The sequence below is a fragment of the Kocuria sp. BT304 genome (assembly GCF_003290245.1).
Lineage (GTDB): Bacteria > Actinomycetota > Actinomycetes > Actinomycetales > Micrococcaceae > Kocuria > Kocuria rhizophila_A.
In genome coordinates, this window is the sequence record NZ_CP030039.1 from 1951953 (window position 1) to 1973836 (window position 21884).

The following is a 21884-nucleotide window of genomic DNA, read 5'->3' on the forward strand; positions in this document are numbered from 1 at the left end:
GGGTCGGTCGCGGTCCCTATCATGGTGCAGACCCGTCCCCCGGAGGAATTCGTGAGCCCTCGTCCGCCCTCGGCGCCACCGCGTGCCGCGCGTCTCACGGCCCTGGTGCTCGCCGTGCTCCTGGTGCTCGTGCTCGCGGCCGGCGCGTGGGCTTTGTGGCGCCCGGTGTCCGACGACGACGCCGCCCGCCTCTCCGCGCGCGCCACGGTCACCGCCGTGCGCGCCGAGCTGCACCCCGACCCCCGGTGGCTGCCCGACGACGCCCTGGCCCGGCAGCTCGACGCCCTCGGCCCCGCGGCGTCCCCCGCGCAGCAGCGGCGGCTCGACGAGCGCGGAGGAACCGGTGGGCCGCCCCGGGACCTCGCGGACGCCGCCGACCGGATGGGGCGCCTCGCCATGACCGCGCGAGACCCCGAACTGGCCGCGACGGTCGCGGCGGTGGCCGCCTCCTGGTGGGCGGCCGAGCAGTCCGAGCGCGGCGGGTCCCCGGACAGCGGCTCCCGCGGCTCGCTGACGAGCCCTGAGGACACGCCGGCGCCGAACGACACCATCACGGCCCCCGAGGATGCGGCAGCCGCCGCGGCGTCCGGCCCCGGCTCAGGATCGACCGCCGCCGATGCGGGGGACGCCACCCGGAGCACCCCGGGGGGCGCGGATGACAGCGACGCGGCGAACGGCAGCACCGGGAACACCGACGGCGACGCCCAGGGCGCCCCGACGTGCACGACCGAGGTGCTCGCGGCGGTCACGGCCCTCGACCGCTCGGGATACACGGCCGAGGCGGCCAGCGCCCGCTTGGACGCCCAGGACGCCACCGCGGCAGAGACGGTCGCATCGGTGAGAAGCAGTACGGAGCGGTCCCTGGCCTCCCCCGCCGCGACCGCCCTGCTCGCGTGCGATCCCCCGCCCGCGCGGGGCTGGTACCGGCTGCCTGCAGGCTTGGAGCGGGAGCCCGCCCAGGCCGTGGGCGGCACGCAGCACGAGGCGGGCGACGCGCTCGTGGCGGCCGTGGCGGCGTCGTCGTCCGGGGACCGTGCGTGGCTCGTCACGGCGCTGCGCGAGACGGCCCGCGCGGGACAGGCGCTCGCGCCCCGCGCCCCCGTGCCCGCCCTGCCGGGTCGGAGCTGACCGGGAAGACTGCGGCCTCCCCGGGTCGCGGACGTGCCGCGCTCGACGCGGACCGGCGGGAGGGCGACGACCGGCGGGGCGCGGTGCGAACAGGGCCGGATGCGGTGCGTCCCCGCGCTGCGCGAAGAATGCGGGCCAGGCTGCGAGCGCGGTGGAACAGCCTCAGCGGCCCCGGAGGACGTCCCAGCCGAGCTTGACGATCAGCACGGCCACTACCGCGAAGAACACACCGCGGATGAACCCGCTGCCCCGGGCCACCGCGGTGCGGGCGCCCACGTACCCGCCGGCCATGTTGCTCAGCCCGAGCACGAGCCCCAGGCCCCACAGCACCGAGCCGTGCGCGGCGAACACCGCAATGGCACCCAGGTTGGTGGCCAGGTTCACGATCTTCGCCTTGGCGCTCGCGGCCAGGAAGCTGTAGCCCAGCACGGACACCAGCCCGATGATCAGGAACGAGCCCGTGCCCGGGCCCATCACGCCGTCGTAGAAGCCGATGAGGGCTCCCAGTGCCGCGGCCCGGCCGTGGTGCCGGGCGCCGGAGTGGCGCAGCCGGGTCAGACGCCCCATGGACGGGCGGAGGACCGTGAAGGCGAGCACGGCCACCAGCGCCACCACGATCACCGGTTTGAACACCGAGGCGGGCAGGGCCGCGGCCACCGCGGCACCCGCCCCCGCGGCCGCGAACGCCACCGCCGCCATGGGCAGGGCGGTGCGCAGGTCCGGTCGCACGCGACGGTAGAACGTGAGCGCCGAGGTGGCCGTGCCGAACACCGAGCCCATCTTGTTGGTGGCCAGCGCCTGCACGGGGGTGAGCCCGGGGACCATGAGGGTCGCGGGGAGCTGCAGCAGCCCGCCGCCACCCACCACGGCGTCGATGAACCCCGCCGCGAGCCCGGTGAGGGCCAGCAGCGCGAGCAGGCCGGGGGCAGCGGTGTCGAGGCCCGAGCCCGCGAGGAACGAGGAATCCATCGTCCGGGTGCGCCGCGGGTGCTACTCGGCCGCGGGGCCCTCCTGGCCCTGCAGCTCCGCGGTGATCTCCGCCACCACCTGGTCCCTGGCGATGTCGCGGCTCGTGCCGCTGCGGCGGTCCTTGAGCTCCAGCACACCGTCCGCGAGTCCCCGCCCGACCACGAGCACCGTGGGGACCCCGAGCAGCTCGGCGTCGCGGAACTTCACGCCCGGGGAGACCTTGGGGCGGTCGTCGAAGAGCACGGAGACACCCGCGGCCTCGAGGTGCGCCACGATCTCCTCGGCGGCCTCCAGCACCTCGGGACCCTTGCCCGTGGCCACCACGTGGACGTCCGCGGGGCTCAGGTTCCGGGGCCACAGCAGTCCGTGCTCGTCGTGGTAGAACTCCGCGACGGCGGCCAGCGCGCGCGTGACGCCGATCCCGTAGGAGCCCATGGTGACCGTGGCGAGCTTGCCGTTGCTGTCGAGCACCTTGAGCCCGAGGGCCTCGGCGTACTTGCGGCCGAGCTGGAACACGTGGCCCATCTCCATGCCGCGGGCGATCTCGAGCGGGCCGGAGCCGTCCGGGGCCGGATCCCCCTCGCGCACCGTGCAGGCCTCCAGGGTGGCGTCCCACGTGAAGTCCCGCTCGGCCACGAGGTCGTAGACGTGCGCCTCGGCCACGTTCGCGCCGGTGATCCAGCGGGTGCCCGGCACCACGCGCGGGTCCACGAAGTACGGGATCCCGGTGCGGGACTCGGTGCCGAGCAGGGCGTCCTCCCGGCTCAGACCCGGGCCGATGTAGCCCTTGACGAGTTCGGGGACCGCGCGCAGCTGCTCCTCCGAGGCGGCCTCGACCTCGAGCTCGCCGCCGATCCCGAGGGCCTCGCCGATCCCGGCCTCCACGCGCTTGAGGTCGATCTCGCGGTCACCGGGAACGCCCACGGCCACGAGCTGCGTGCCGCCCTCGGGCAGGGAGACCGAGAGCAGCACGTTCTTCAGGGTGTCCGCCGCGGTCCACGGCTGCCCCTCGCGGGGGTGCAGCTCGTTGGAGCGGGACACCAGGGTGTCGATGGTGGGGCTGTCCGGGGTGCGGTGCACCTGGGCCGCGGGGGCGTCGGTGTAGTCCACCGGTTCCGGCACCACCGTGGTGACGGCCTCCACGTTCGCGGCGTAGCCGCCCGCCGAACGCACGAAGGTGTCCTCGCCCACCACGGAGGGGTGCATGAACTCCTCGGAGCGCGAGCCGCCCATGGCACCGGACGTGGCGGAGACCGCCACCACCGGGAGCCCGAGACGCTCGAAGATGCGGACGTACGCGGCCCGGTGCTTGGCGTAGGCGTCGTCGAGCCCGGCGTCGTCCACGTCGAAGGAGTAGGAGTCCTTCATGATGAACTCGCGCCCGCGCAGCAGCCCCGCCCGCGGACGGGCCTCGTCCCGGTACTTGGTCTGGATCTGGTAGAGCATCACGGGCAGGTCCTTGTAGGACGAGTACATGTCCTTGACCAGCAGGGTGAACATCTCCTCGTGCGTGGGAGCCAGCAGGTAGTCCGCACCCTTGCGGTCCTGCAGCCGGAAGAGGTTCTCCCCGTACTCGGTCCAGCGGTTGCTCGCCTCGTACGGCTCGCGCGGCAGCAGCGCCGGGAAGTGGACCTCCTGGGCGCCGATCGCGTCCATCTCCTCGCGCACGATGCCCTCGACCCGGCGCAGCACGGCGAGCCCCAGGGGCAGCCACGTGTAGATGCCGGGGGCCGCGCGGCGGATGTAGCCGGCGCGCACGAGCAGCTTGTGGCTGTCGACGTCGGCGTCCACCGGATCTTCGCGCAGGGTGCGCAGGAACAGGGAACTGAGGCGAAGCGGCACGAATAGGTCCTAACCGCCCGTGACCGGGCCGATCGAAGCTGCTGATGTCTGCCGCGAGTCTATCGCTGTGCTGCCCCGGCGGCCGCCGCGCCCGGCGGTGTCACAGGAGCACCGTGGCGAAATCGCCGTGGCGCTCGAAGCCCACGTGGCGGTACGTGGCCAGGGCCGGGGCGTTGTAGGAGTTCACGTAGAGGCTCACCACGGGCGCCTGCGTCCTCGCGAGCGCCACGGCTGCGGCCATGCACGGCACGGCCAGTCCGCGGCCGCGGTGCTCCGGGGCCACCCACACGCCCTGGATCTGGCACACGCCCGCGTGCAGGGAGCCGATGTCCGCCTTGAAGACCACCTCACCCCGGTGGTCCGTGAGCACCGCGGTGCGCTGCTCGCGCAGCAGCGACCGGATCCGCTGGCGGTAGCCGTGACCGCCGCTCGTCAGCGGCGAGTATCCCACTTCCTCGGTGAACATCGCGGCGGCCGCCGGGACCACCCGATCCGCGTCCGCCTCCGTGCCCCACCGGACGGTGCCGGCCGGGCCGGTGAGCAGTGCGGGGTCCGGGTCCCGGTCCATGACCAGCAGCGGCTGGACGGGGCGCACGTCGAACGGGGCGGGCCACGTGTCCCGCAGCCGCTGCCATAGCCCGAGCACAGGTTCCGCTGGTCCGAAGAAGGAGGCGAAGCGCGGACCCCCGCGGGCCAGGGCGTCCGCCACGAGGTCCGTGCCGCGCGCGTCCAGGGCCACGGGCACCACGTTGGTGCCCGCCCAGCACGCCCCCACCAGGGCTCCGGCAGCATCCGCGACCCCGTAGACGGGCGGGCGCCCTCCCGAGGCTCGGACCCGCTGCACGTGCGACGCCACGAACACCGAGGACACGGGGTCCCGCGCCAGGAGCCGGTCCAGTGCCGCGGGATCCACGGCGGCGGGTGCGAGCGCCCGCGCGGTGCGGCGCAGGATCACCCGGCGGTCACGACCGGAGCGCCCTCCACGGGCTGACCGTTCTCGTCCAGCTCCATGCTCTCGGCCATCTCGTTGGCCTGGGCGAGCAGGGTCTCCACGATCTGGTCCTCGGGGACGGTCTTGATGACCTCTCCCCGCACGAAGATCTGACCCTTGCCGTTGCCCGAGGCCACGCCGAGGTCCGCCTCGCGGGCCTCCCCCGGACCGTTGACCACGCAGCCCATCACGGCCACGCGCAGCGGCACGGTGAGGTGCGCGAGCCCCTCGTTGACCTCCTCCGCGAGCTTGTACACGTCCACCTGGGCGCGCCCGCAGGACGGGCACGAGACGATCTCGAGCTTGCGCGGGCGCAGTCCGAGGGACTGCAGGATCTGGTTGCCCACCTTGACCTCCTCCACCGGAGGGGCGGAGAGGGACACGCGGATGGTGTCCCCGATCCCCTGGGACAGCAGGATCCCGAAGGCCGTGGCGGACTTGACTGTGCCCTGCAGCGCGGGGCCGGCCTCGGTGACCCCCAGGTGCAGGGGCCAGTCCCCGCGCTCGGCGAGCAGCTGGTAGGCCCGGACCATGGTGACGGGGTCGTTGTGCTTGACCGAGATCTTGAAGTCGTGGAAGTCGTGCTGCTCGAACAGGGAGGCCTCCCACACGGCGGACTCCATGAGGGCCTCCGGGGTGGCCTTGCCGTACTTCTCGAGCAGCCGCTTGTCCAGGGAACCCGCGTTCACGCCGATCCGGATGGACACCCCGGCCGCCTCCGCGGCGCGGGAGATGCCCTCGATCTGGTCGTCGAACTTGCGGATGTTGCCCGGGTTCACGCGCACGCCGGCGCACCCGGCGTCGATCGCGGCGTAGACGTACTTGGGCTGGAAGTGGATGTCCGCGATCACCGGGATCGGGGACTTCTTGGCGATGATCGGCAGGGCGTCGGCGTCGTCCTGGGACGGGCACGCCACGCGCACGATGTCGCAGCCCGCGGCGTTGAGCTCCGCGATCTGCTGCAGCGTGGCGTTGATGTCGGTGGTGGGGGTGGTGGTCATCGACTGCACGCTGATGGGTGAGTCGGATCCCACTCCCACCGAGCCCACCCGGATCTGGCGGGTCTTGCGCCGCGGGGACAGGACGGGCTGGGGTGCTGCGGGCATGCCGAGGTTGACCGAGGTCACGTGTTTCCTCCAGGGGAATCGACCTGCGGGGCCCGAGACGCGCGCCCCGCGAACGTTGCTCCCCCCATTGTGCCCCACTCCTCCGACGCCGCTGACGCCGGCGGGACGCCGGGAGCACGACGCCGCCCCCGGCACGCGGGTGCGTGCCCGGGGGCGGCGGGGGTGCTCGGCGCGGGCGCTCAGCGGCGCATGATCCGGCGCGCGAGCCAGTTGCCGAAGAACTGCACGAGCTGGACCAGCACGATGATCACGATCACCGCGGCCCACGTGACCTCGTCGTTGAACCGCTGGTAGCCCAGGCGCAGCGCGAAGTCGCCCAGTCCGCCGGCACCGATCGCGCCAGCCATGGCCGACATGTCCGTGATGCCGATCACCAGGAACGTGTAGCCCAGCACCAGGGGGCCGAGGGCCTCGGGGAGGATCACCGTGGTGATGATCCGCCAGCGTGACACCCCCATGGAGCGGGCGGCCTCGACCACCCCCGGATCCACCGTCATGAGGTTCTGCTCGACGATCCGTGCCACCGCGAAGGTGGCGCCGATGGTCATGGCGAAGATCGCCGCGTTGGGCCCCAGGCGGGACCCGACGACCTCCTCCGTGACCTTGCCGAGGGCGGCCAGCAGGATGATGAACGGGATGGGGCGCACGAAGTTCACCAGCAGGTTCAGCACGGTGAACACCACGCCGTTCTGCAGGATGTTGCCCCGGCGGGTCACGTAGAGCCCCACGCCCACGGCCAGGCCGATGAGTCCGGCGAGGACGAGGGTCACGGTGACCATGTACAGCGTCTGCCCGGTTGCCTGCAGCAACTGCGGGCCGAGAGTCGACCAGTTCATTACTCGGACACCTCCTGGACCGTGGTGACCGCCCGCAGCGCCTCGACGGCCCGGGACACGGCGTCCTCGGGTCCGTCGAGGGACAGCGTGAGCGTTCCGAACGTGTGTGACTGCAGGATGGAGATCCCGCCGAAGGCGATCTCGAAGCTCACGCCGTCGCGCGCGGCCTCGGACAGCGCCGTCCCGATCCTGTTGCGGTCCGCGACGTCCACGAGCACGAGGCGGCCCGGGTGCTCGGAGCGGAGCTTCGCGAGCTCGTCCTCCCGGGGCACGGTGCGCATCACGGAGGACACGAACCTGCGGGTGGTCTCCGCCTGCGGGTGCGCGAAAACCTCCGCGGTGGTCCCGGTCTCGACGACGCGCCCGCCGTCCATCACGGCCACGCGGTCCGCGACGGCACGCACCACGTCCATCTCGTGGGTGATCAGCACGATGGTGATCCCGAGCTCGCGGTTGACGCGGCGCAGCAGCCCGAGCACCTCCTGCGTGGTCTCGGGGTCCAGGGCGGACGTGGACTCGTCCGCGAGCAGCAGCTCGGGGCTGGTGGCGAGCGCGCGCGCAATGCCCACGCGCTGCTTCTGCCCGCCCGAGAGCTGCTCGGGGTAGTTGCCCGCGCGCTCGGTGAGGCCCACGAACTCGAGCAGCTCGGCCACGCGGGCCTGCCGGTCCTCCGCCTTCCACCCAGCGCGCCTGAGCGGGTACTCGATGTTGCCCGCCACGGTGCGCGAGGTGAACAGGTTGAACTGCTGGAAGATCATGCCGATGTCCCGCCGGACGGGTGCCAGCTGGGTCTCGGAGCGGCCGTTCACGCGCTGCCCCGCCACTTCCAGGGACCCGGAGGTCACCGGTTCCAGGCCGTTGATGAGCCGCACAAGGGTGGACTTGCCGGCCCCGGAGTACCCGATCACCGCGAAGACCTCACCGCGGCGGATCTCCAGGTTCACGGAGTCCACCGCGGTCACCGTGCGGGCTCGCCGCCGGGACCCGGTGGTGAAGACCTTGCTGACGTCCTTGAATCTGACCAGTGCGTCCGCCGTGGAGGCTGGGCTCACTTGCTCTGCTCCTTGAGGTCGGTGGAGTAGCGGGCCAGCAGGTCCTTGAGCTCCTGCTGGTCCACCCGGGTGGGAACCGCGGTGCCCTTGGTCTCCTTCTTCTCGGCCTCCTGGACCTTGTCGTCGTAGTAGAAGCCCGCGACCTTCTTCAGCGTCTCGTTGTCCGCGTTCGCCTCGGTCGCGGCGAAGAGGTTGTCGTAGACCTTGGCGCTGTCCGCCGTGGGGTCGTCCTGGGCGAGGGCGTTCTTCGGGTCGAGGTTCGCGCGGTCCAGGAAGTCGTTGTTCACCACGGAGCCGGCCACGGAGTCCATGGACAGCACAGTCTGCTCGGCGGAGACCGGGCGGACCGTGACCTTGGACTTCTCCTTGTCGATGTCCTGCTCGGTGGGTGCGATCGTGTCCTTGGTGAAGGAGACCAGGCCCTGCTGCTGGAGCAGGTTCAGGGAGCGCGAGAGGTTGATCGAGTCGTTGGGGACGGCGATCTCGTCCCCCTGCTTGAGCTCGGACACGGACTTCGCGGTCTTGGAGTACAGCCCCAGCGGGAAGATGGACGTGGAGCCCACGGGCGTGATGGTGTCACCGGAGCTGTTGTTGTAGTCCGCGAGGTAGGCGATGTGCTGGAACCAGTTCATGTCGATGTCCCCGCTCTTCAGGGCGGGGTTCGGCTGGCTGTAGTCGCTGAAGTCCACGAACTCAACGGACACGTCGTTCTTCGCGGCCACCTCTTTGAACGCGTCCTGGACGGGCGTGGCACCCACGATGCCGATGGTGATCTTGCCGTCGGCGGTAGGGTCGGTGTTTTCGGAGCCGCCGCCGCACGCGGTGAGGGTCAGGCCCAGGGTGGTGGCCAGTACTACGGGGAGCAGTCGTTTGCTTCGCACGATCGTGCCTTTCCAGGGTCGGGGTCCGGTCGCGCGGAGCGAGCGGTCCCACCTGGATGAGGGCAAGGATCAGACACGTGCCATTTGAAGAGAAACCGCACTTGCCGTGATCGGTTCGAACCGCGGCCGGATGGTCATCTGGGGCACCCCGCTACGGGAGAGGGTTGCCGTCCGGCCAGCCAGAGCTACGCGCCGGAACTCGTCATCCGCCCACGAGCCTAGCACGCCGTGGGCCCCCTCCCCGACGCGGGCACCGTCCCGGCCCCATCGCACCACTCCCCTGGGCTCACCGCGGGTGGTGGAGCCGCGGTCTCCCACCGGCAGCCCGGACGACGCCGCCCCGACCGTCGCGCCGCCCCGCACCGCGCTCCCATCGTCCGGTGCCGCCACCTCGGCCCGGCCCGGCCTCGTGGCCTCGGGCAGGGCCCAGTCGGCACTATCCCCGGGCGATCCGCTCGTCGGCCCGGGCGCGGGCCCACCGCTCGGCCTCCAACACGTCCTCGAGGAAGGGCTCGCGCACACCGGTGTGCTCGTCCACCACGCTCGCCACGAGCTCCACGATCTGGAGGAAGCCGAGCGCGCCGCGGTGGAACGCGTGGACCGCCTGCTCGTTCGCGGCGTTGAAGACCGCGGGCCACGTGCCTCCGAGGGCCCCCGCGTGCTTCATGAGCTCGACCGCGGGGAACGCTTCGGCGTCGAGCGGCTCGAACGTCCACTCGGCGGCACGGGTCCAGTCGCACGCCGCGGCGGCCCCCGGGACGCGGTGCGGCCACGCGAGGCCCAGGGCGATGGGCAGCCGCATGTCCGGGGGCGAGGCCTGGGCCAGGGTGGAGCCGTCCACGAACTGGACCATCGAGTGCACCACCGACTGCGGGTGCACGGTCACGTCGATCCGGTCGAGGGGCACGTCGAACAGCAGGGACGCCTCGAGCACCTCGAGCGCCTTGTTGACCATGGTGGCGGAGTTGGTGGTGACCATGGCACCCATGTCCCACGTGGGGTGGCGCAGCGCCTGCTCCGGCGTCACGTGCGCAAGCTGCGCGCGGCTCATCCCCCGGAACGGGCCTCCCGAGGCCGTGAGCACGAGGCGCTCCACCTCCGCCGCCGTGCCCGAGCGCAGCGCCTGCGCGATCGCGGAGTGCTCGGAGTCCACGGGGATCAGAGCGTTCGTGAGGCCCGTGCCCGCAGCGGCCGCCGTGACGAGCGGACCGCCCGCGATCAGCGACTCCTTGTTGGCCAGCGCCACCCGGTGCCCCGCCCCCAGCGCGGCCAGGGTGGGCGCGAGCCCGATGCTGCCGGTGATGCCGTTGAGCACCAGGTCGGCGCCGTCCCACGCGGCGAGCTCCGTGGCGGCGCGCTCGCCGTGCAGCACCTCGGGCACCGGTGACGACGCCGCCCGCGCGGCGTCCGCGAGCAGCTCACCCAGCCGCGCGGCGTCGTCCGCGGTGCCGCTCGTGCCCACCGCGGCCACGCGGAAGCGCACGGCCTGCCGCGCGAGCAGCTCCAGGTTGCCCGCGCCCGCCGCCAGCGCGAGGACCTCGAACGGCGGGTGCTGGGCGTCCGACTCCGGCCGTGCGAGGTCCGCGGCCCGTTCCACGACGTCGAGCGCCTGCGTGCCGATGGACCCCGTGGAGCCCAGGATCACCAGCCGCCGGGGCGCGGCACTCGTGGCGCGGTCGAGATCGGGGGTCATGGTCCGTGGGGAAGTCATGGTTCCAGTATGGCGCGGCGCGCCCCGGAGCCCTCCCGAACCTGGCCCGAGGCCTCCCCTTGACGGGCGGCACCCGCTCGGACATGCGACAAGGGCGCCACCCGTAGGTGACGCCCTTGTGCAGTGGTCCTCAGGACCGCTGGGTTCAGCGGCGGCGGTTGACCACCAAGCCGTAGATCAGCAGCACGATGATCGCGCCGATCACGGACGTGATGATGGTGCCGATGCTGATCTTGTCGATACCGGCGTGCAGGCCCGGGATGAAGGAGCCCAGCCAGCCACCGAGGAACGCGCCCACGATGCCCAGGATGATGGTGACGATGATCCCACCACCCTGCTTGCCCGGCAGGATCAGCTTGGCGAGAGCGCCAGCGATCAGGCCGAGGATGATCCAGCTAAAAATGCCCATGTTCTCCACCTCAAGTTTTCGTTGCTCAAGCATGCGGTGACCCGCAGTCGCTCTGGTCAGCGAACCGTCGTACAGTGTACTACCAGTTTGGAGGACTAATGAGTTCCCACCGCATGATGTCGCGCCACAGTGGGGACACGGGCCGCCGGATCAGTGCGAGACCGCCGTCTCTGCACCCACACCTGTGAGCGAGCGCACCTCCATCTCGGACTGCTTGACCGGGTCCTCGCGGCGGCGTTCCGTGACCGAGCCCAGGAAGCCCAGCAGGAAGGACGCCGGGATCGAGATGATGCCCGGGTTGGACAGCGGGTAGATGGCGAAGTCCGCACCGGGGATCATGGAGGTCTCCGATCCGGACATCACCGGCGAGAAGACGATCAGCACCACGGACAGGATCAGCCCGCCGTACATGGACAGCACCGCCCCGCGGGTGGTGAAGCCCTTCCAGTACAGGGAGTACAGGATGGTGGGCAGGTTGGCAGAGGCCGCCACCGCGAAGGCCAGCGCCACCAGGAACGCCACGTTCTGGCCCTGAGCCCCGATGCCGCCGGCGATCGAGATCACACCGATGACCACCACGGTGGTCTTGGCCACGCGCAGCTCCTGGCGGGGGTCCGAGTTCCCCTTCTTGATCACGGACGTGTAGATGTCGTGCGCGAAGGACGCCGACGCCGTGATGGCCAGCCCGGCAACCACGGCCAGGATGGTGGCGAACGCCACGGCCGCGATCAGCCCCATGAGCACGGAACCGCCCAGCTCGTACGCAAGCAGCGGCGCCGCCGAGTTCACCCCGCCGGGGGCGCCCTTGATGCGCTCCGCGCCGATCAGCGCGGCCGCACCGAAGCCCAGCACCAGGGTGAACAGGTAGAACAGGCCGATCAGGGTGATCGCCCAGACCACGGACTTGCGGGCCTCTTTGGCTGTGGGCACCGTGTAGAAGCGCATGAGCACGTGGGGCAGCCCCGCCGCGCCGAGCACGAGCGCGAGGCCCAGCGAGATGAAGTCCAGCTTGGAGATCTCGCTCACGCCGTACTTCAGTCCGGGCTCGAGCATCGCAGGGTTGTTGTTGGTCTCCACCGCGGCACCCATGATGGACGAGAGGTTGAACCCGAACATCGCGAGGATCCACACGGTCATCACGGCCACGCCCGTGACCAGCAGGCACGCCTTGATGATCTGCACCCACGTGGTGCCCTTCATCCCGCCCACGAGCACGTAGACGATCATGATGACGCCCACGATCACGATCACGAGCGACTGGCCCGCCTTGGAGCTGATGCCCAGCAGCAGGGACACCAGGGCACCCGCCCCGGCCATCTGCGCGAGCAGGTAGAAGAAGGTCACCGCCAGGGTGGAGATGGACGCGGCCACGCGCACCGGGCGCTGCCGCAGCCGGAAGGACAGCACGTCCGCCATGGTGAACTTGCCGGTGTTGCGCAGCGGCTCGGCAATCAGCAGCAGCGCCACGAGCCACGCCACGAAGAAGCCGATGGAGTACAGGAACCCGTCGTAGCCCTGCAGGGCAATGGCCCCCACGATGCCCAGGAAGGACGCCGCCGAGAGGTAGTCGCCGGCGATGGCCAGGCCGTTCTGGGTCCCGGAGAACGAGCGGCCGCCCGCGTAGTAGTCCGCCGCGGTGGCGGTGGACTTCGAGGCGCGGATCACCACCACGAGAGTCACGAGCACGAAGCCCAGGAAGATGGAGATGTTGATCGCGGGGTTGCCCACCGTGGCGGAGGACGTCTCCGCGAGGTGCACCGCGGGCAGGGAGACGGTGGGAACGGCGATCATGGCCGGACCTCCTCGTGGGTGTCGGGCCGGTGGATCTGGGAAGCCTCCAGCTCCTCGCGCAGCGCCGTGGCCTGCGGGTCGAGGGAGCGGTTGGCGAACGCGACGTACGCCGCGGTGATGCCGAAGGTGGTGACGAACTGCAGCAGGCCGAGGATCAGGCCCAGGTTGATGTTGCCGAGCACCCTGGTGGACATGAAGCCCGGGGCGTAGATGGCCAGCACCACGTAGAGCAGGTACCAGACCAGGAACGCCACGGCCAGGGGGAAGACGAAGGATCGGTGGGTCCTGCGCAGGCGCTGGAACTGCTCCGAGCGCTGGACCGCGGGGAAGTCGATGCCGGGGGTCGCAGGGGACCCGTTGGGATCGGCAGAGGACGATGACGCCATGTGTGCCTCCTAGTGTGATGATCACCACACTAGGGGCTGTGTATCCAAAGGCACAAGAGGTGAGCGGTCCACTGCCTATAAATCCTGAATATGACGGGCTGCAGCTGGCTGGATCCCTCCGTCAGGCCGTTCTATGTATACACAGTGGGCTCACGGGCGGGACGGGGTCTGCAGGGCGAGCACGAACTCCACGGCCCGGTCCAGGAACGCGTCCACCTGCTGCTCCTCGTAGCACCGCTGCCCCTGCGCCGGGCGGAACGCCGCCGAGCGCAGCATCGCGGAGTCCACGTCCGCGGATCCACGCAGCTGCTCCATCAACCGGTCGCACAGCACGTCCACGTCCGCGGCGGAGTAGCCCGGGGTGCGGTGCTTCGCGGGTCGGCGGAACCGCTCGGAGCGGGGCCTGTTGAGCCTGCCGAGCAGCAGCGCGCCGAGCCACTCCACGTGCTCGTTCCAGCGCTGCACCCCGTGCTCGGCCACGAACGCCCGGTGCTCCACGTCGAAGACCTCGTCCTCCAGCGCGTCCAGCCGGGCATCCACCGCCGCAGGCTCGAGGCCGCCGCGCACCCGGTCGAACACGCGCTCGCGGACCTGGCGGCTGCCCGTGAGCGGACCGTCCGGGCGCGGACCCGCGCCGGGAGATCCGGGCGCGCGGGCGGCGTCGTCGGCCGGGCCGGAGCGCAGCACGGCGTCCACCCGGTCCAAGAAGTCGGCCACCTGGGCGGGGTCGTAGCCCCACTCGCGGTCGCCGCAGCGGGGGAAACTGTCCTGAGAAGTCATGCGTGCCCTTTCGGAACGGGAACGGGACCGGCCACGTGCGGTGACCGGTCCCGTGGCGGACGCGGGGCCCACCGGTGTGTCATGCCAGCGCGGTGAACAGCTCGAAGATCACGTACCCGGTGATCACCGCGAACAGGATGGAGTCGATGCGGTCCATCACCCCGCCGTGGCCGGGCAGCAGGGTGCCCATGTCCTTGATGCCGATCTCGCGCTTGATCATGGACTCAGAGAAGTCCCCCACCGTGGCCACCGCCACGATCGCCACGGCCAGCACCGCGCCCTGCCACCACGGGATGCCGAGCAGCAGGGTGGCGCACAGGACGCCCACGACCACTGCGCCGCCCACGGAGCCGGCGAAGCCCTCCCAGGACTTCTTCGGGGAGATCCTGGGTGCCATGGGGTGCTTGCCCCACACGACTCCCACGGCGTAGCCGAACGTGTCCGAGCTGACGGCCAGCAGGATCACCGTCAGGACCTTCTGGGGCCCGTCCGGCGAGTGGTACAGCAGCACCGCGGTGGAGAGCAGGAAGGACGCCCAGACGAGGGCGAACACCGAGCCCATCATGGACAGCATCATGCCCCGGCGCGGGCCGAACGCCCGCCACACCACCACGAGGGTCACGGCGAGCACGAGCGCCATGGACAGCGCCTCCGCTCCCCCGAAGAACGCCGCGAGCGGCATGACCACCGCGGCAATCACCGCGGGCACCTTGGGGATCTGCACCCCCCTGTAGGTGAGGGAGCGCGCGATCTCCCACACGCCGATTCCGGCCGCCGCGCCCGCGAGCAGCGCGAGCACGAGCGGGACGAAGAACAGCCCCGTGACGAGCGCGCCGATGAGCACGACCGCCACCGCCACGGCCGCCGGGAGGTTGCGCCCCGCCCGCGAGGGTGTCTTGTGCTCGGCGCTGCGCTGGAACGGCCGCGCGAGGGCGTGGGGCAGCGAGCCCGTGGTCAGGGGCTCGGTGCCGGTGCTCGGGTGCGCGGGGGCAGCGGGATTCTCCGGGGCCGCGGGGGCGCCGGGTGCGTGGTCGGGGGTGGACTCGGGCGATGCCATCAGGCGCCGAGCAGTTCGGCTTCCTTGTTCTTGAGCAGCTCGTCCACCTGGTCGATGTGCTTCTTGGTGGCGGCGTCGAGGTCCTTCTCGCCCCGCTTGCCGTCGTCCTCGCCCACGTCCCCGTCCTTGACGAGCTTCTCGATGGCCTCCTTGGCGTGGCGGCGCACGTTGCGCACGGACACGCGGGCGTCCTCGGCCTTGCCGTGGACGATCTTCACGTACTCCTTGCGGCGCTCCTCGGTGAGCTCGGGCATGACCACGCGGATCACGTTGCCGTCGTTGGCCGGGTTGGCGCCGATGTCCGAGTCCCGCAGGGCCTTCTCGATGTCGTTGAGCGCGCTGCGGTCGTAGGGGGTGATCAGCAGGGTGCGGGCCTCCGGGGTCTGGAAGGACGCGAGCTGCTGCAGCGGGGTGGGCGTGCCGTAGTACGCCACGAGCAGGCTCGAGAACAGGGCCGGGTTCGCGCGGCCGGTGCGCACCGTGGAGAAGTCGGTCTTCGCCGCGTCCACCGCCTTACCCATCCTGGTGGTGGCATCCGAGAGGACATCTGAAATCACGGGTGGTTCTCCTTATGCGACGGCCGGCCCGCGGGCTCCCCCGGGCGGCAACGGAACGTGGTGTCCACTCTATCGGTCGAGCGGGACACGCTGGGCTGGGTGGCTGCTCGGAGCGGGCGCTCAGGGGGTGACGAGGGTGCCGATCTCCTCGCCCAGGACGGCGCGGGTCACGTTGCCCGTACCCTCCATGCCGAACACGCGCATGGTCACGTTGTTGTCCCGGCACAGGGCGAACGCGGTCTGGTCCATCACGCGGATGTCGCGGGACAGCGCCTCGTCGTAGGTGAGGCTCGCGAGACGCTGGGCGTCAGGGTCCTTGCGGGGATCCGCGGTGTACACGCCGTCCACGCCGTTCTTGGCCATGAGCACCTCGGTGGCGTGGACCTCCAGGGCGCGCTGGGCGGCCACGGTGTCCGTGGAGAAGTAGGGCAGGCCCGCACCGGCACCGAAGATCACCACGCGGTCCTTCTCCATGTGGCGGATGGCGCGGCGCGGGATGTAGGTCTCGGCCACCTGCTCCATCTTGATGGCGGACTGCACGCGGGTGTCCACGCCGCACTGCTCCAGGAAGTCCTGCAGCGCCAGGCAGTTCATCACCGTGCCGAGCATGCCCATGTAGTCCGCACGCGAGCGGTCCATCCCGGCCTGGGAGAGCTCCGCGCCGCGGAAGAAGTTGCCCCCGCCCACCACGATGGACGTCTCCACGCGGCCCACGGTGGCCGCGATCTGCTCCGCGATCTGGCGCACCACGGTGGTGTCCACGCCCACGCTGCCGCCACCGAAGACCTCGCCCGAGAGCTTGAGCAGGACCCTGCGGCGGGCGGGCTCGGCCCGGCGGGCCTCCCGGCTCATGCGGATCGCCTCGTCCTGGGCTTCGGAGTCGTTGGTGGTGGGCATGGGTCCTCCAGGGGCGGGTCGCGGACAGAGTGGGGGTCCGCCCGTGGCAGACCGCCTCAAGCATACAGAAGCGGCGGGGCACCCCCGGGCTTCCGGGGGTGCCCCGCCGCCTGCGGGGGTGCGGTGGCGCCGTGCACCAGCACGACGACGCCGCGGCCGTCCGCTGCGCGCCTCACCTCACGGCGGCGCGCGGCGGACTGCGGTGCGGGACTGCTCAGGCGCCCACGCGGAACCGCGCGAACGCGGTGGCGGTGGCGCCGGCCTCGGAGAGCACCTGGCCCACGGACTTCTTGGAGTCCTTGGCGAAGTCCTGGTCCACGAGCACGACGTCCTTGTAGTAGCCCTTGAGGCGGCCCTGGACGATGTTCGGGATGATCTTCTCGGGCTTGCCCTCGTTGCGGGCGGTCTCTTCGGCCACACGCTTCTCGTTCTCGACCGTCTCGGCGGGAACGTCCTCCTCGGAGAGGAAGGCCGGGGACATCGCGGCGATGTGCACGGCGACGTCGTGGGCTGCGGTCTCGGCGTCGGCACCGGACACGGCCAGCAGGACTCCCACCTGGGCGGGGAGGTCCTTGGAGGTCTTGTGCAGGTACACGGCCACGTGGTCGCCGGCCACGCGGGCCACGCGACGCACGACGACCTTCTCGCCCAGCAGCGCACCGGTCTCGGTGACGAGCTCGGAGATGGGCTTGCCGTCCACCTCGGCGGCGAGCAGGGCGTCCAGGTCCGCGGCGTCGGCGGCCACGGCGGCGTCGAGCACCTTGTTGCCGAACTCCACGAAGGGAGCGGACTTGGCCACGAAGTCGGTCTCGGAGTTGACCTCGACCATGTAGCCCACGTTGTTCTCCGTGCGGGCGAGCACGATGCCCTCCGCGGTGGAGCGGCCCTCGCGCTTGGTCACACCCTTGAGACCCTTGACGCGGATGATCTCCTGGGCCTTCTGGGCGTCGCCGTCGGCCTCGTCCAGGGCCTTCTTGACGTCCAGCATGCCGGCGCCCGTGCGCTCGCGCAGGGCCTTGATGTCAGCAGCGGTGTAGTTCGCCATGTGAACTCCTCTGTTGTCGGTGGTGTCCGCCCGGGCGTCCGTGGACGCCCGGGCGGTCCGGTCACCACTGTGGGTCACCGGGAAGAATGGGAGGTGAACACCTCCCGCGGCCTCACTCGGCGGCGGGGGCGTCCTTCTGCTCGGTCTCGGCGGGCGCCTCGGCGGCCGGAGCGGACTGCTCGGCCGGGGCGGCATCCTGGGACTTCTGCTCCTCGTGCTGCTCGAGCAGCTCGCGCTCCCACTCGGCCATGGGCTCCTCGGCGGCGTTGGACTTGCCGTTGTGGCGCTCCATCAGGCCCTCGGCCACGGCGTCGGCGACCACGCGGGTCAGCAGGGACACGGAGCGGATGGAGTCGTCGTTGCCCGGGATGGGGAACGCGACCTCGTCCGGATCGCAGTTGGTGTCCAGGATCGCGACGATCGGCACACCGAGCTTCTGGGCCTCGTCGACGGCGAGGTGCTCCTTCTTGGTGTCCACGATCCAGATCAGGGACGGGGTCTTGGTGAGGTTGCGGATGCCGCCGAGGGTGCGCTCCAGCTTCTCCTTCTCGCGGCGCAGCAGCAGCAGCTCCTTCTTGGTGTACTGCGAGCCGGCGACGTCGTCGAAGTCGACCTCTTCCAGTTCCTTCATGCGGTCGATGCGCTTGGAGACGGTCTGGAAGTTGGTGAGCATGCCACCGAGCCAGCGGTGGTTCACGTAGGGCATGCCCACGCGGGTGGCCTGCTCGGCGATGGCCTCCTGGGCCTGCTTCTTGGTGCCGACGAACAGGATCGTGCCGCCGTGGGCGACCGTGGCCTTGACGGCCTCGTAGGCCTTGTCGATGAAGCCCAGCGACTGCTGCAGGTCGATGATGTAGATGCCGTTGCGCTCGGTGAAGATGAAGCGCTTCATCTTCGGGTTCCAGCGGCGGGTCTGGTGACCGAAGTGGACGCCGTTGTCGAGCATCTGGCGCATGGTAACGACGGGCATGTCGTCTCCTCGTGAATGGCTGGCGGCCCGCGGGCCGCCATGGGTTGACGGTTCTCGACCGGTGGTGCCGGTCCCTGGCGCGATGCGCGGGTGGCGCTCGTGGAGCGTGGCCCGACGCGCCCCGTACCGCCGCCTCCCGCTTCCGGGAGTCCGAACGGACCGAGGGGCACGCACCCGGTCGGAGCGGATCCGTTCCGGGTTCCTTCGCGCGCGAAGTCAGCTGTCCGCCTCCGAACCGACCCGGTGACGGGCATGGCTCAGCGATGGCAGGGCAGCTGCACGCGCAAGTCTAGCGCATCGCGCGGCACCTCCGCTCCACATCGCCCGCCACCTGCCGGGCGCACGACGCCGCCGCGTCAGGCTGGGGGCATGAGCAGCTTGGACGCGTCCCCCACCGCACCGCACCGCCGCCCGGGGCGGGCACGGACCGTGGTGGAGCGTGCCACGGCGCTGGCGCTGGCGCTGCTCCTGGTCCCGGGGCTCGCGGGTGGTTCACCGGCGGCCGGTGCCGGAGCCGGCTGGAACTGGCCCGTGTCTCCCCGGCCCGCCGTGCAGCGGCCCTTCGAGGCGCCCGTCAAGAGGTGGCTCCCGGGTCACCGCGGCGTGGACCTGCAGGCACCCCCGGGCACCCCGGTGCGGGCTCCGCAGTCCGGAACGGTGAGCTTCTCGGGGACCGTTGTGGACCGCGAGGTGCTGACCATCGACCACGGGGAGGGCCACCGCTCCTCGTTCGAGCCCGTCACGGCGAGCGTGCGCCGGGGCGAGCACGTCACGCGGGGGCAGGTGGTGGCCACGGTGGCCGCCCCGGGCCACGGCGCGCACGGGACGGCGGTGCACTGGGGTGTGCGGGAGGGGGACGAGTACGTCAACCCGCTGCGGTTCGTCACCGACCTGCGACCGTCCGTGCTGCTGCCCGTGCCGCCTCCGGGGTGAGCGTCCCGGGGTCCTGCCACCGGGGTGCGCGCGCCGGGAGCCGTGGGCAGGACATGAGCCTGGGAGCACGCAGGGCGCCACTCCTGCGCGGGCGCGGGTGGTCGACGCCTGCGGGGCGGGCACGGCGGGCGGAGATCCCGGCCCGGGGCCTTCATGGAGGACGGAGGGCCCGTTTCCGGGCCTTCGAGTAGGGCGGGTGGGGCTTGAACCCACGACCCAAGGATTATGAGTCCTCTGCTCTGACCAGCTGAGCTACCGCCCCCGGTGGTGCACCGCAGACGGTGCGCGGCTCCACGGTACCGCACGCCCGGAGCGGAGACCGCTCGAGCACTCGCCGCAGCCGGTGGGAACGGCTCTGCCGCCCCGCGGCACACGGGCGTGCGGCCCGCTCAGCGGCTCGCGCCGGCGTAGATCCGCTGGAAGGTGTCCAGGGTGCGCGCGAACGAGTGCTGCGCCACCATCTCGTGGCTGCGCTCGCCCATCGCGCGGCGGCGTTCCGGGTCCGCGTCGAGCACGAGCTGCAGCTTCGCGGCCAGGTCCGTGGGATCACCCGGTGTGAAGAGGTAGCCGTTGCGGCCCTCGTCCGCGAGGTGCGGCAGGGCGCGGGCGTTGGCGAGCACCACGGGGGTGGACGCGCTCATGGCCTCGAGCGTCACGAGAGACTGCAGCTCGGCGGTGCCGGGCTGGCAGAACACGTCCGCGCGCAGGTAGGCGCGGCGCAGGTCCTCGTCCGTGAGGAAGCCCAGGAACTCCACGCGGTCCGCCACGCCGCGCTCGTGGGCGAGCCGCAGCAGCCGGTCCCGCTGCTCACCCTCCCCCGCGAGCTCCACGTGCACGTTCTTCTCGCGCGGGATCAGGGCGAGGGCCTCGATGAGCTCGTTGACGTTCTTCTCCACCGCGAGGCGCCCGCAGAACAGCACCACGGGGTGCTCGGCGTGCTCGATCAGCTCGTCGGGGGCGGCCTCGTAGTGTCCGGCGTCGATCCCGTTGGACACGGCCACCGCCCGGTCCGGGACGCCGTTGTCCACCATGGTCTGCACCGCCAGGGGTGTGGGGGCAGTGATCACGTCGCAGCGCCCGTACACGCGGGCGATGTCCCACCAGGAGACTTTCCGGTACCCCCGGATGAACCACTGCGGGAACGGCAGGAACGGCTCGATGTTCTCCGGGATGAAGTGGTTGGTGCCCACCACGCGGATCCCCCGCCGGGAGGCCTCGCGCACCATCAGGCGGCCCAGGATGTAGTGGCACTGCACGTGGACCACGTCTGGGCGCAGCTCGTCCAGCAGCCGGGACACCTCGCGGACGATCTCCCACGGGAAGCACAGCCGGAAGTACGGGTGGGTGAACGCGTGGTGCGATCGGAACCGGTGCTCCACCACACCGTCGTCGGTCATGGTGCGCGAGGGCCCGCTGGTGGGCATCGGTGCCGCCACGTGCACCTCGTGGCCCCGGTCCAGCAGACCGTGGGCGAGCCGGCGGGCGAACTGCGCGGAGCCGTTGACGTCGGGCGGGTAGGTCTCGGCGGTGATCAGAATTCTCAAGGCGTTGGGTTCCGTACGTGGGTCACTGGTCGGCGTGGCCGGCTCGGCGCTGCGCCCGAGCGGTCCGGGGACGTGCCCCGCTCCCCTTCCCCTCCCGCCGCGCGCGAGCGGCAGCTCGGCGCTCGATGACCTCGGGGTGGCACTGGGAGAGCAGGACCACGCCGACTATAGCAACGAGACCTGCCAGCCCCATGACCGCGCCCAGCGCCCCGGTGAAGCGCGCACCCGCCTCGCCGAGCACCACGAGCCCCAGCGCCACACCCACCATCGGGTCCACCACCGTGAGACCGGCGATCACCAGGTCCGGGGGTCCGCACGAGTACGCGTACTGCACCAGCCAGCCGCCGAGCACTGCGGCCACCAGCACCATGAGCACGCTCAGCCAGTGCACCGCGCCGATCCCGCCGTCCCGCAGGGCGGTGGTGGTCAGTCGCACGAGCACGGCCACGAAGCCGTAGAGCACCCCCGCGCTGAGCACGTAGAACATGCTGATATGACGGCGGCGCAGCACGAGCTCCACCACCCCGATCAGCGCCACGAGGCCCACGAGCACGAGCACCACGAGGTTCTCGGCGCGCGGGCCGGGCACGTGGGAGGGGTCCGTGCCGGTCACGGCGCAGACCACGAACCCCGCTCCCCCGGCCGTGCAGAGGGCCACGGCGAGCCACGTGCGGCGGTTGATGGTGAGCCGCTGCCGGCGGGCGTGCAGCAGCGTGGTGATCACCAGGGCGATCACGCCCAGGGGCTGCACCACGGTCACGGTGGCCAGCGCCAGGGCACAGACGTTGAGGAGCATCCCCAGGCCCAGCAGCCCGGTGCCCAGCAGCCACCGCCCGTTGCGCAGCAGCTTCCCGAGGTTACGGGGGTTCAGGGCCCCGGACGTATGGTCCGTGACCGCGGAGGACTGGGTCTGGGTGCCCACGGCCAGGCACACGGCGGAGGCGATCGCCAGTGCCACGGCGATCCACTGGCTCACGG

At 71.3% G+C, this 21884-nt stretch carries 21 protein-coding genes, 1 tRNA gene and 1 riboswitch; of the genes, 2 read left to right on the forward strand and 20 right to left on the reverse strand.

The genetic code is table 11. From position 1 onward, the window contains the following. Nucleotides 1–51: 51 nt before the first annotated feature. The gene (locus DNL27_RS08640; RefSeq protein WP_012398676.1) at nucleotides 52–1128 is read left to right on the forward strand and encodes a hypothetical protein; all 1077 of its coding nucleotides are present in this window, start codon (nucleotides 52–54) and stop codon (nucleotides 1126–1128) included. Nucleotides 1129–1290: 162 nt separating this feature from the next. Here the strand turns inward: DNL27_RS08640 and DNL27_RS08645 are convergent, their stop codons facing one another. From DNL27_RS08645 to rpsB, 17 genes are all read right to left on the reverse strand, one after another. Beyond that, nucleotides 1291–2097 (reverse strand): TSUP family transporter, encoded by an 807-nt coding sequence (locus tag DNL27_RS08645; RefSeq protein WP_112235282.1) that lies wholly within the window; start codon nucleotides 2095–2097, stop codon nucleotides 1291–1293. Between the two features lie 21 nt (nucleotides 2098–2118). Continuing rightward, nucleotides 2119–3939 carry a proline--tRNA ligase gene (locus DNL27_RS08650; protein WP_112235283.1) on the reverse strand — a complete coding sequence of 607 codons (1821 nt, stop codon included), beginning with the start codon at nucleotides 3937–3939 and terminating at the stop codon, nucleotides 2119–2121. A 100-nt stretch (nucleotides 3940–4039) separates the two neighbouring features. Next, a complete protein-coding gene (locus tag DNL27_RS08655) occupies nucleotides 4040–4894 on the reverse strand; it encodes a DUF4081 domain-containing GNAT family N-acetyltransferase (RefSeq protein ID WP_112235284.1) in 855 nt (284 codons plus the stop codon). Next, nucleotides 4891–6057, reverse strand: coding sequence for a flavodoxin-dependent (E)-4-hydroxy-3-methylbut-2-enyl-diphosphate synthase (gene ispG / locus DNL27_RS08660; protein WP_058955353.1), 1167 nt, complete (start codon nucleotides 6055–6057; stop codon nucleotides 4891–4893). The genes DNL27_RS08655 and ispG overlap by 4 nt, the downstream gene beginning before the upstream one ends. A gap of 179 nt (nucleotides 6058–6236) precedes the next feature. Further along, nucleotides 6237–6893 (reverse strand): methionine ABC transporter permease, encoded by a 657-nt coding sequence (locus DNL27_RS08665; protein WP_012398681.1) that lies wholly within the window; start codon nucleotides 6891–6893, stop codon nucleotides 6237–6239. Further along, nucleotides 6893–7945 (reverse strand): methionine ABC transporter ATP-binding protein, encoded by a 1053-nt coding sequence (locus DNL27_RS08670; RefSeq protein WP_112235285.1) that lies wholly within the window; start codon nucleotides 7943–7945, stop codon nucleotides 6893–6895. Before DNL27_RS08670 ends, DNL27_RS08665 begins: the two co-directional genes overlap by 1 nt. Next, nucleotides 7942–8826: a MetQ/NlpA family ABC transporter substrate-binding protein gene (locus tag DNL27_RS08675; RefSeq protein ID WP_112235286.1), complete on the reverse strand. Its 885-nt coding sequence runs from the start codon at nucleotides 8824–8826 to the stop codon at nucleotides 7942–7944. Before DNL27_RS08675 ends, DNL27_RS08670 begins: the two co-directional genes overlap by 4 nt. A 92-nt stretch (nucleotides 8827–8918) precedes the next feature. After that, a riboswitch (SAM riboswitch) is annotated at nucleotides 8919–9033 on the reverse strand. A gap of 229 nt (nucleotides 9034–9262) precedes the next feature. Beyond that, nucleotides 9263–10537: a 1-deoxy-D-xylulose-5-phosphate reductoisomerase gene (gene dxr / locus DNL27_RS08680; RefSeq protein WP_112235287.1), complete on the reverse strand. Its 1275-nt coding sequence runs from the start codon at nucleotides 10535–10537 to the stop codon at nucleotides 9263–9265. A gap of 145 nt (nucleotides 10538–10682) precedes the next feature. Next, on the reverse strand, nucleotides 10683–10979 hold the full coding sequence (locus DNL27_RS08685) for a GlsB/YeaQ/YmgE family stress response membrane protein (RefSeq protein ID WP_370447099.1): 297 nt from the start codon (nucleotides 10977–10979) through the stop codon (nucleotides 10683–10685). 117 nt (nucleotides 10980–11096) lie between these two features. Next, nucleotides 11097–12737, reverse strand: a complete 1641-nt coding sequence (locus tag DNL27_RS08690) for a cation acetate symporter (protein ID WP_112235288.1) — start codon at nucleotides 12735–12737, stop codon at nucleotides 11097–11099. Further along, nucleotides 12734–13123 (reverse strand): DUF485 domain-containing protein, encoded by a 390-nt coding sequence (locus DNL27_RS08695; RefSeq protein WP_112235289.1) that lies wholly within the window; start codon nucleotides 13121–13123, stop codon nucleotides 12734–12736. Before DNL27_RS08695 ends, DNL27_RS08690 begins: the two co-directional genes overlap by 4 nt. 150 nt (nucleotides 13124–13273) lie before the next feature. Further along, the gene (locus DNL27_RS08700) at nucleotides 13274–13903 is read right to left on the reverse strand and encodes a hypothetical protein (RefSeq protein WP_112235290.1); all 630 of its coding nucleotides are present in this window, start codon (nucleotides 13901–13903) and stop codon (nucleotides 13274–13276) included. A gap of 79 nt (nucleotides 13904–13982) precedes the next feature. After that, the gene (locus tag DNL27_RS08705; protein WP_012398689.1) at nucleotides 13983–14960 is read right to left on the reverse strand and encodes a phosphatidate cytidylyltransferase; all 978 of its coding nucleotides are present in this window, start codon (nucleotides 14958–14960) and stop codon (nucleotides 13983–13985) included. Beyond that, nucleotides 14960–15517 carry a ribosome recycling factor gene (gene frr / locus DNL27_RS08710; RefSeq protein ID WP_012398690.1) on the reverse strand — a complete coding sequence of 186 codons (558 nt, stop codon included), beginning with the start codon at nucleotides 15515–15517 and terminating at the stop codon, nucleotides 14960–14962. Before frr ends, DNL27_RS08705 begins: the two co-directional genes overlap by 1 nt. A gap of 120 nt (nucleotides 15518–15637) precedes the next feature. Continuing rightward, nucleotides 15638–16369 carry a UMP kinase gene (gene pyrH / locus DNL27_RS08715; RefSeq protein WP_012398691.1) on the reverse strand — a complete coding sequence of 244 codons (732 nt, stop codon included), beginning with the start codon at nucleotides 16367–16369 and terminating at the stop codon, nucleotides 15638–15640. A 259-nt stretch (nucleotides 16370–16628) separates the two neighbouring features. Further along, nucleotides 16629–17459: a translation elongation factor Ts gene (gene tsf, locus DNL27_RS08720; protein ID WP_012398692.1), complete on the reverse strand. Its 831-nt coding sequence runs from the start codon at nucleotides 17457–17459 to the stop codon at nucleotides 16629–16631. A 112-nt stretch (nucleotides 17460–17571) separates the two neighbouring features. Beyond that, nucleotides 17572–18429, reverse strand: a complete 858-nt coding sequence (gene rpsB, locus DNL27_RS08725) for a 30S ribosomal protein S2 (RefSeq protein WP_058955344.1) — start codon at nucleotides 18427–18429, stop codon at nucleotides 17572–17574. Nucleotides 18430–18798: 369 nt separating this feature from the next. Between rpsB and DNL27_RS08730 the strand changes: the two genes are divergently transcribed. Then, nucleotides 18799–19362, forward strand: a complete 564-nt coding sequence (locus DNL27_RS08730; RefSeq protein WP_112235291.1) for a M23 family metallopeptidase — start codon at nucleotides 18799–18801, stop codon at nucleotides 19360–19362. Between the two features lie 188 nt (nucleotides 19363–19550). Here DNL27_RS08730 and DNL27_RS08735 read toward each other — a convergent pair. From DNL27_RS08735 to DNL27_RS08745, 3 genes are all read right to left on the reverse strand, one after another. Further along, a tRNA-Ile gene (locus DNL27_RS08735) sits at nucleotides 19551–19624 on the reverse strand. 127 nt (nucleotides 19625–19751) lie between these two features. Then, nucleotides 19752–20906, reverse strand: a complete 1155-nt coding sequence (locus DNL27_RS08740) for a glycosyltransferase (protein ID WP_112235292.1) — start codon at nucleotides 20904–20906, stop codon at nucleotides 19752–19754. Nucleotides 20907–20928: 22 nt separating this feature from the next. Beyond that, nucleotides 20929–21882, reverse strand: a complete 954-nt coding sequence (locus DNL27_RS08745) for a DMT family transporter (RefSeq protein WP_112235293.1) — start codon at nucleotides 21880–21882, stop codon at nucleotides 20929–20931. Nucleotides 21883–21884 lie beyond the last annotated feature (2 nt).

Excerpts from the sequence above, each read along its gene's own strand:
- DNL27_RS08645 (WP_112235282.1), bottom strand. The coding sequence starts at position 2,097 with ATGGATTCCTCGTTCCTCGCGGGCTCGGGCCTCGACACCGCTGCCCCC.
- DNL27_RS08665 (WP_012398681.1), bottom strand. The coding sequence starts at position 6,893 with ATGAACTGGTCGACTCTCGGCCCGCAGTTGCTGCAGGCAACCGGGCAG.
- dxr (WP_112235287.1), bottom strand. The coding sequence starts at position 10,537 with ATGACTTCCCCACGGACCATGACCCCCGATCTCGACCGCGCCACGAGT.
- DNL27_RS08685 (WP_370447099.1), bottom strand. The coding sequence starts at position 10,979 with ATGCTTGAGCAACGAAAACTTGAGGTGGAGAACATGGGCATTTTTAGC.
- DNL27_RS08690 (WP_112235288.1), bottom strand. The coding sequence starts at position 12,737 with ATGATCGCCGTTCCCACCGTCTCCCTGCCCGCGGTGCACCTCGCGGAG.
- DNL27_RS08695 (WP_112235289.1), bottom strand. The coding sequence starts at position 13,123 with ATGGCGTCATCGTCCTCTGCCGATCCCAACGGGTCCCCTGCGACCCCC.
- DNL27_RS08700 (WP_112235290.1), bottom strand. The coding sequence starts at position 13,903 with ATGACTTCTCAGGACAGTTTCCCCCGCTGCGGCGACCGCGAGTGGGGC.
- DNL27_RS08705 (WP_012398689.1), bottom strand. The coding sequence starts at position 14,960 with ATGGCATCGCCCGAGTCCACCCCCGACCACGCACCCGGCGCCCCCGCG.
- pyrH (WP_012398691.1), bottom strand. The coding sequence starts at position 16,369 with ATGAGCCGGGAGGCCCGCCGGGCCGAGCCCGCCCGCCGCAGGGTCCTG.
- tsf (WP_012398692.1), bottom strand. The coding sequence starts at position 17,459 with ATGGCGAACTACACCGCTGCTGACATCAAGGCCCTGCGCGAGCGCACG.
- rpsB (WP_058955344.1), bottom strand. The coding sequence starts at position 18,429 with ATGCCCGTCGTTACCATGCGCCAGATGCTCGACAACGGCGTCCACTTC.
- DNL27_RS08730 (WP_112235291.1), top strand. The coding sequence starts at position 18,799 with ATGAGCAGCTTGGACGCGTCCCCCACCGCACCGCACCGCCGCCCGGGG.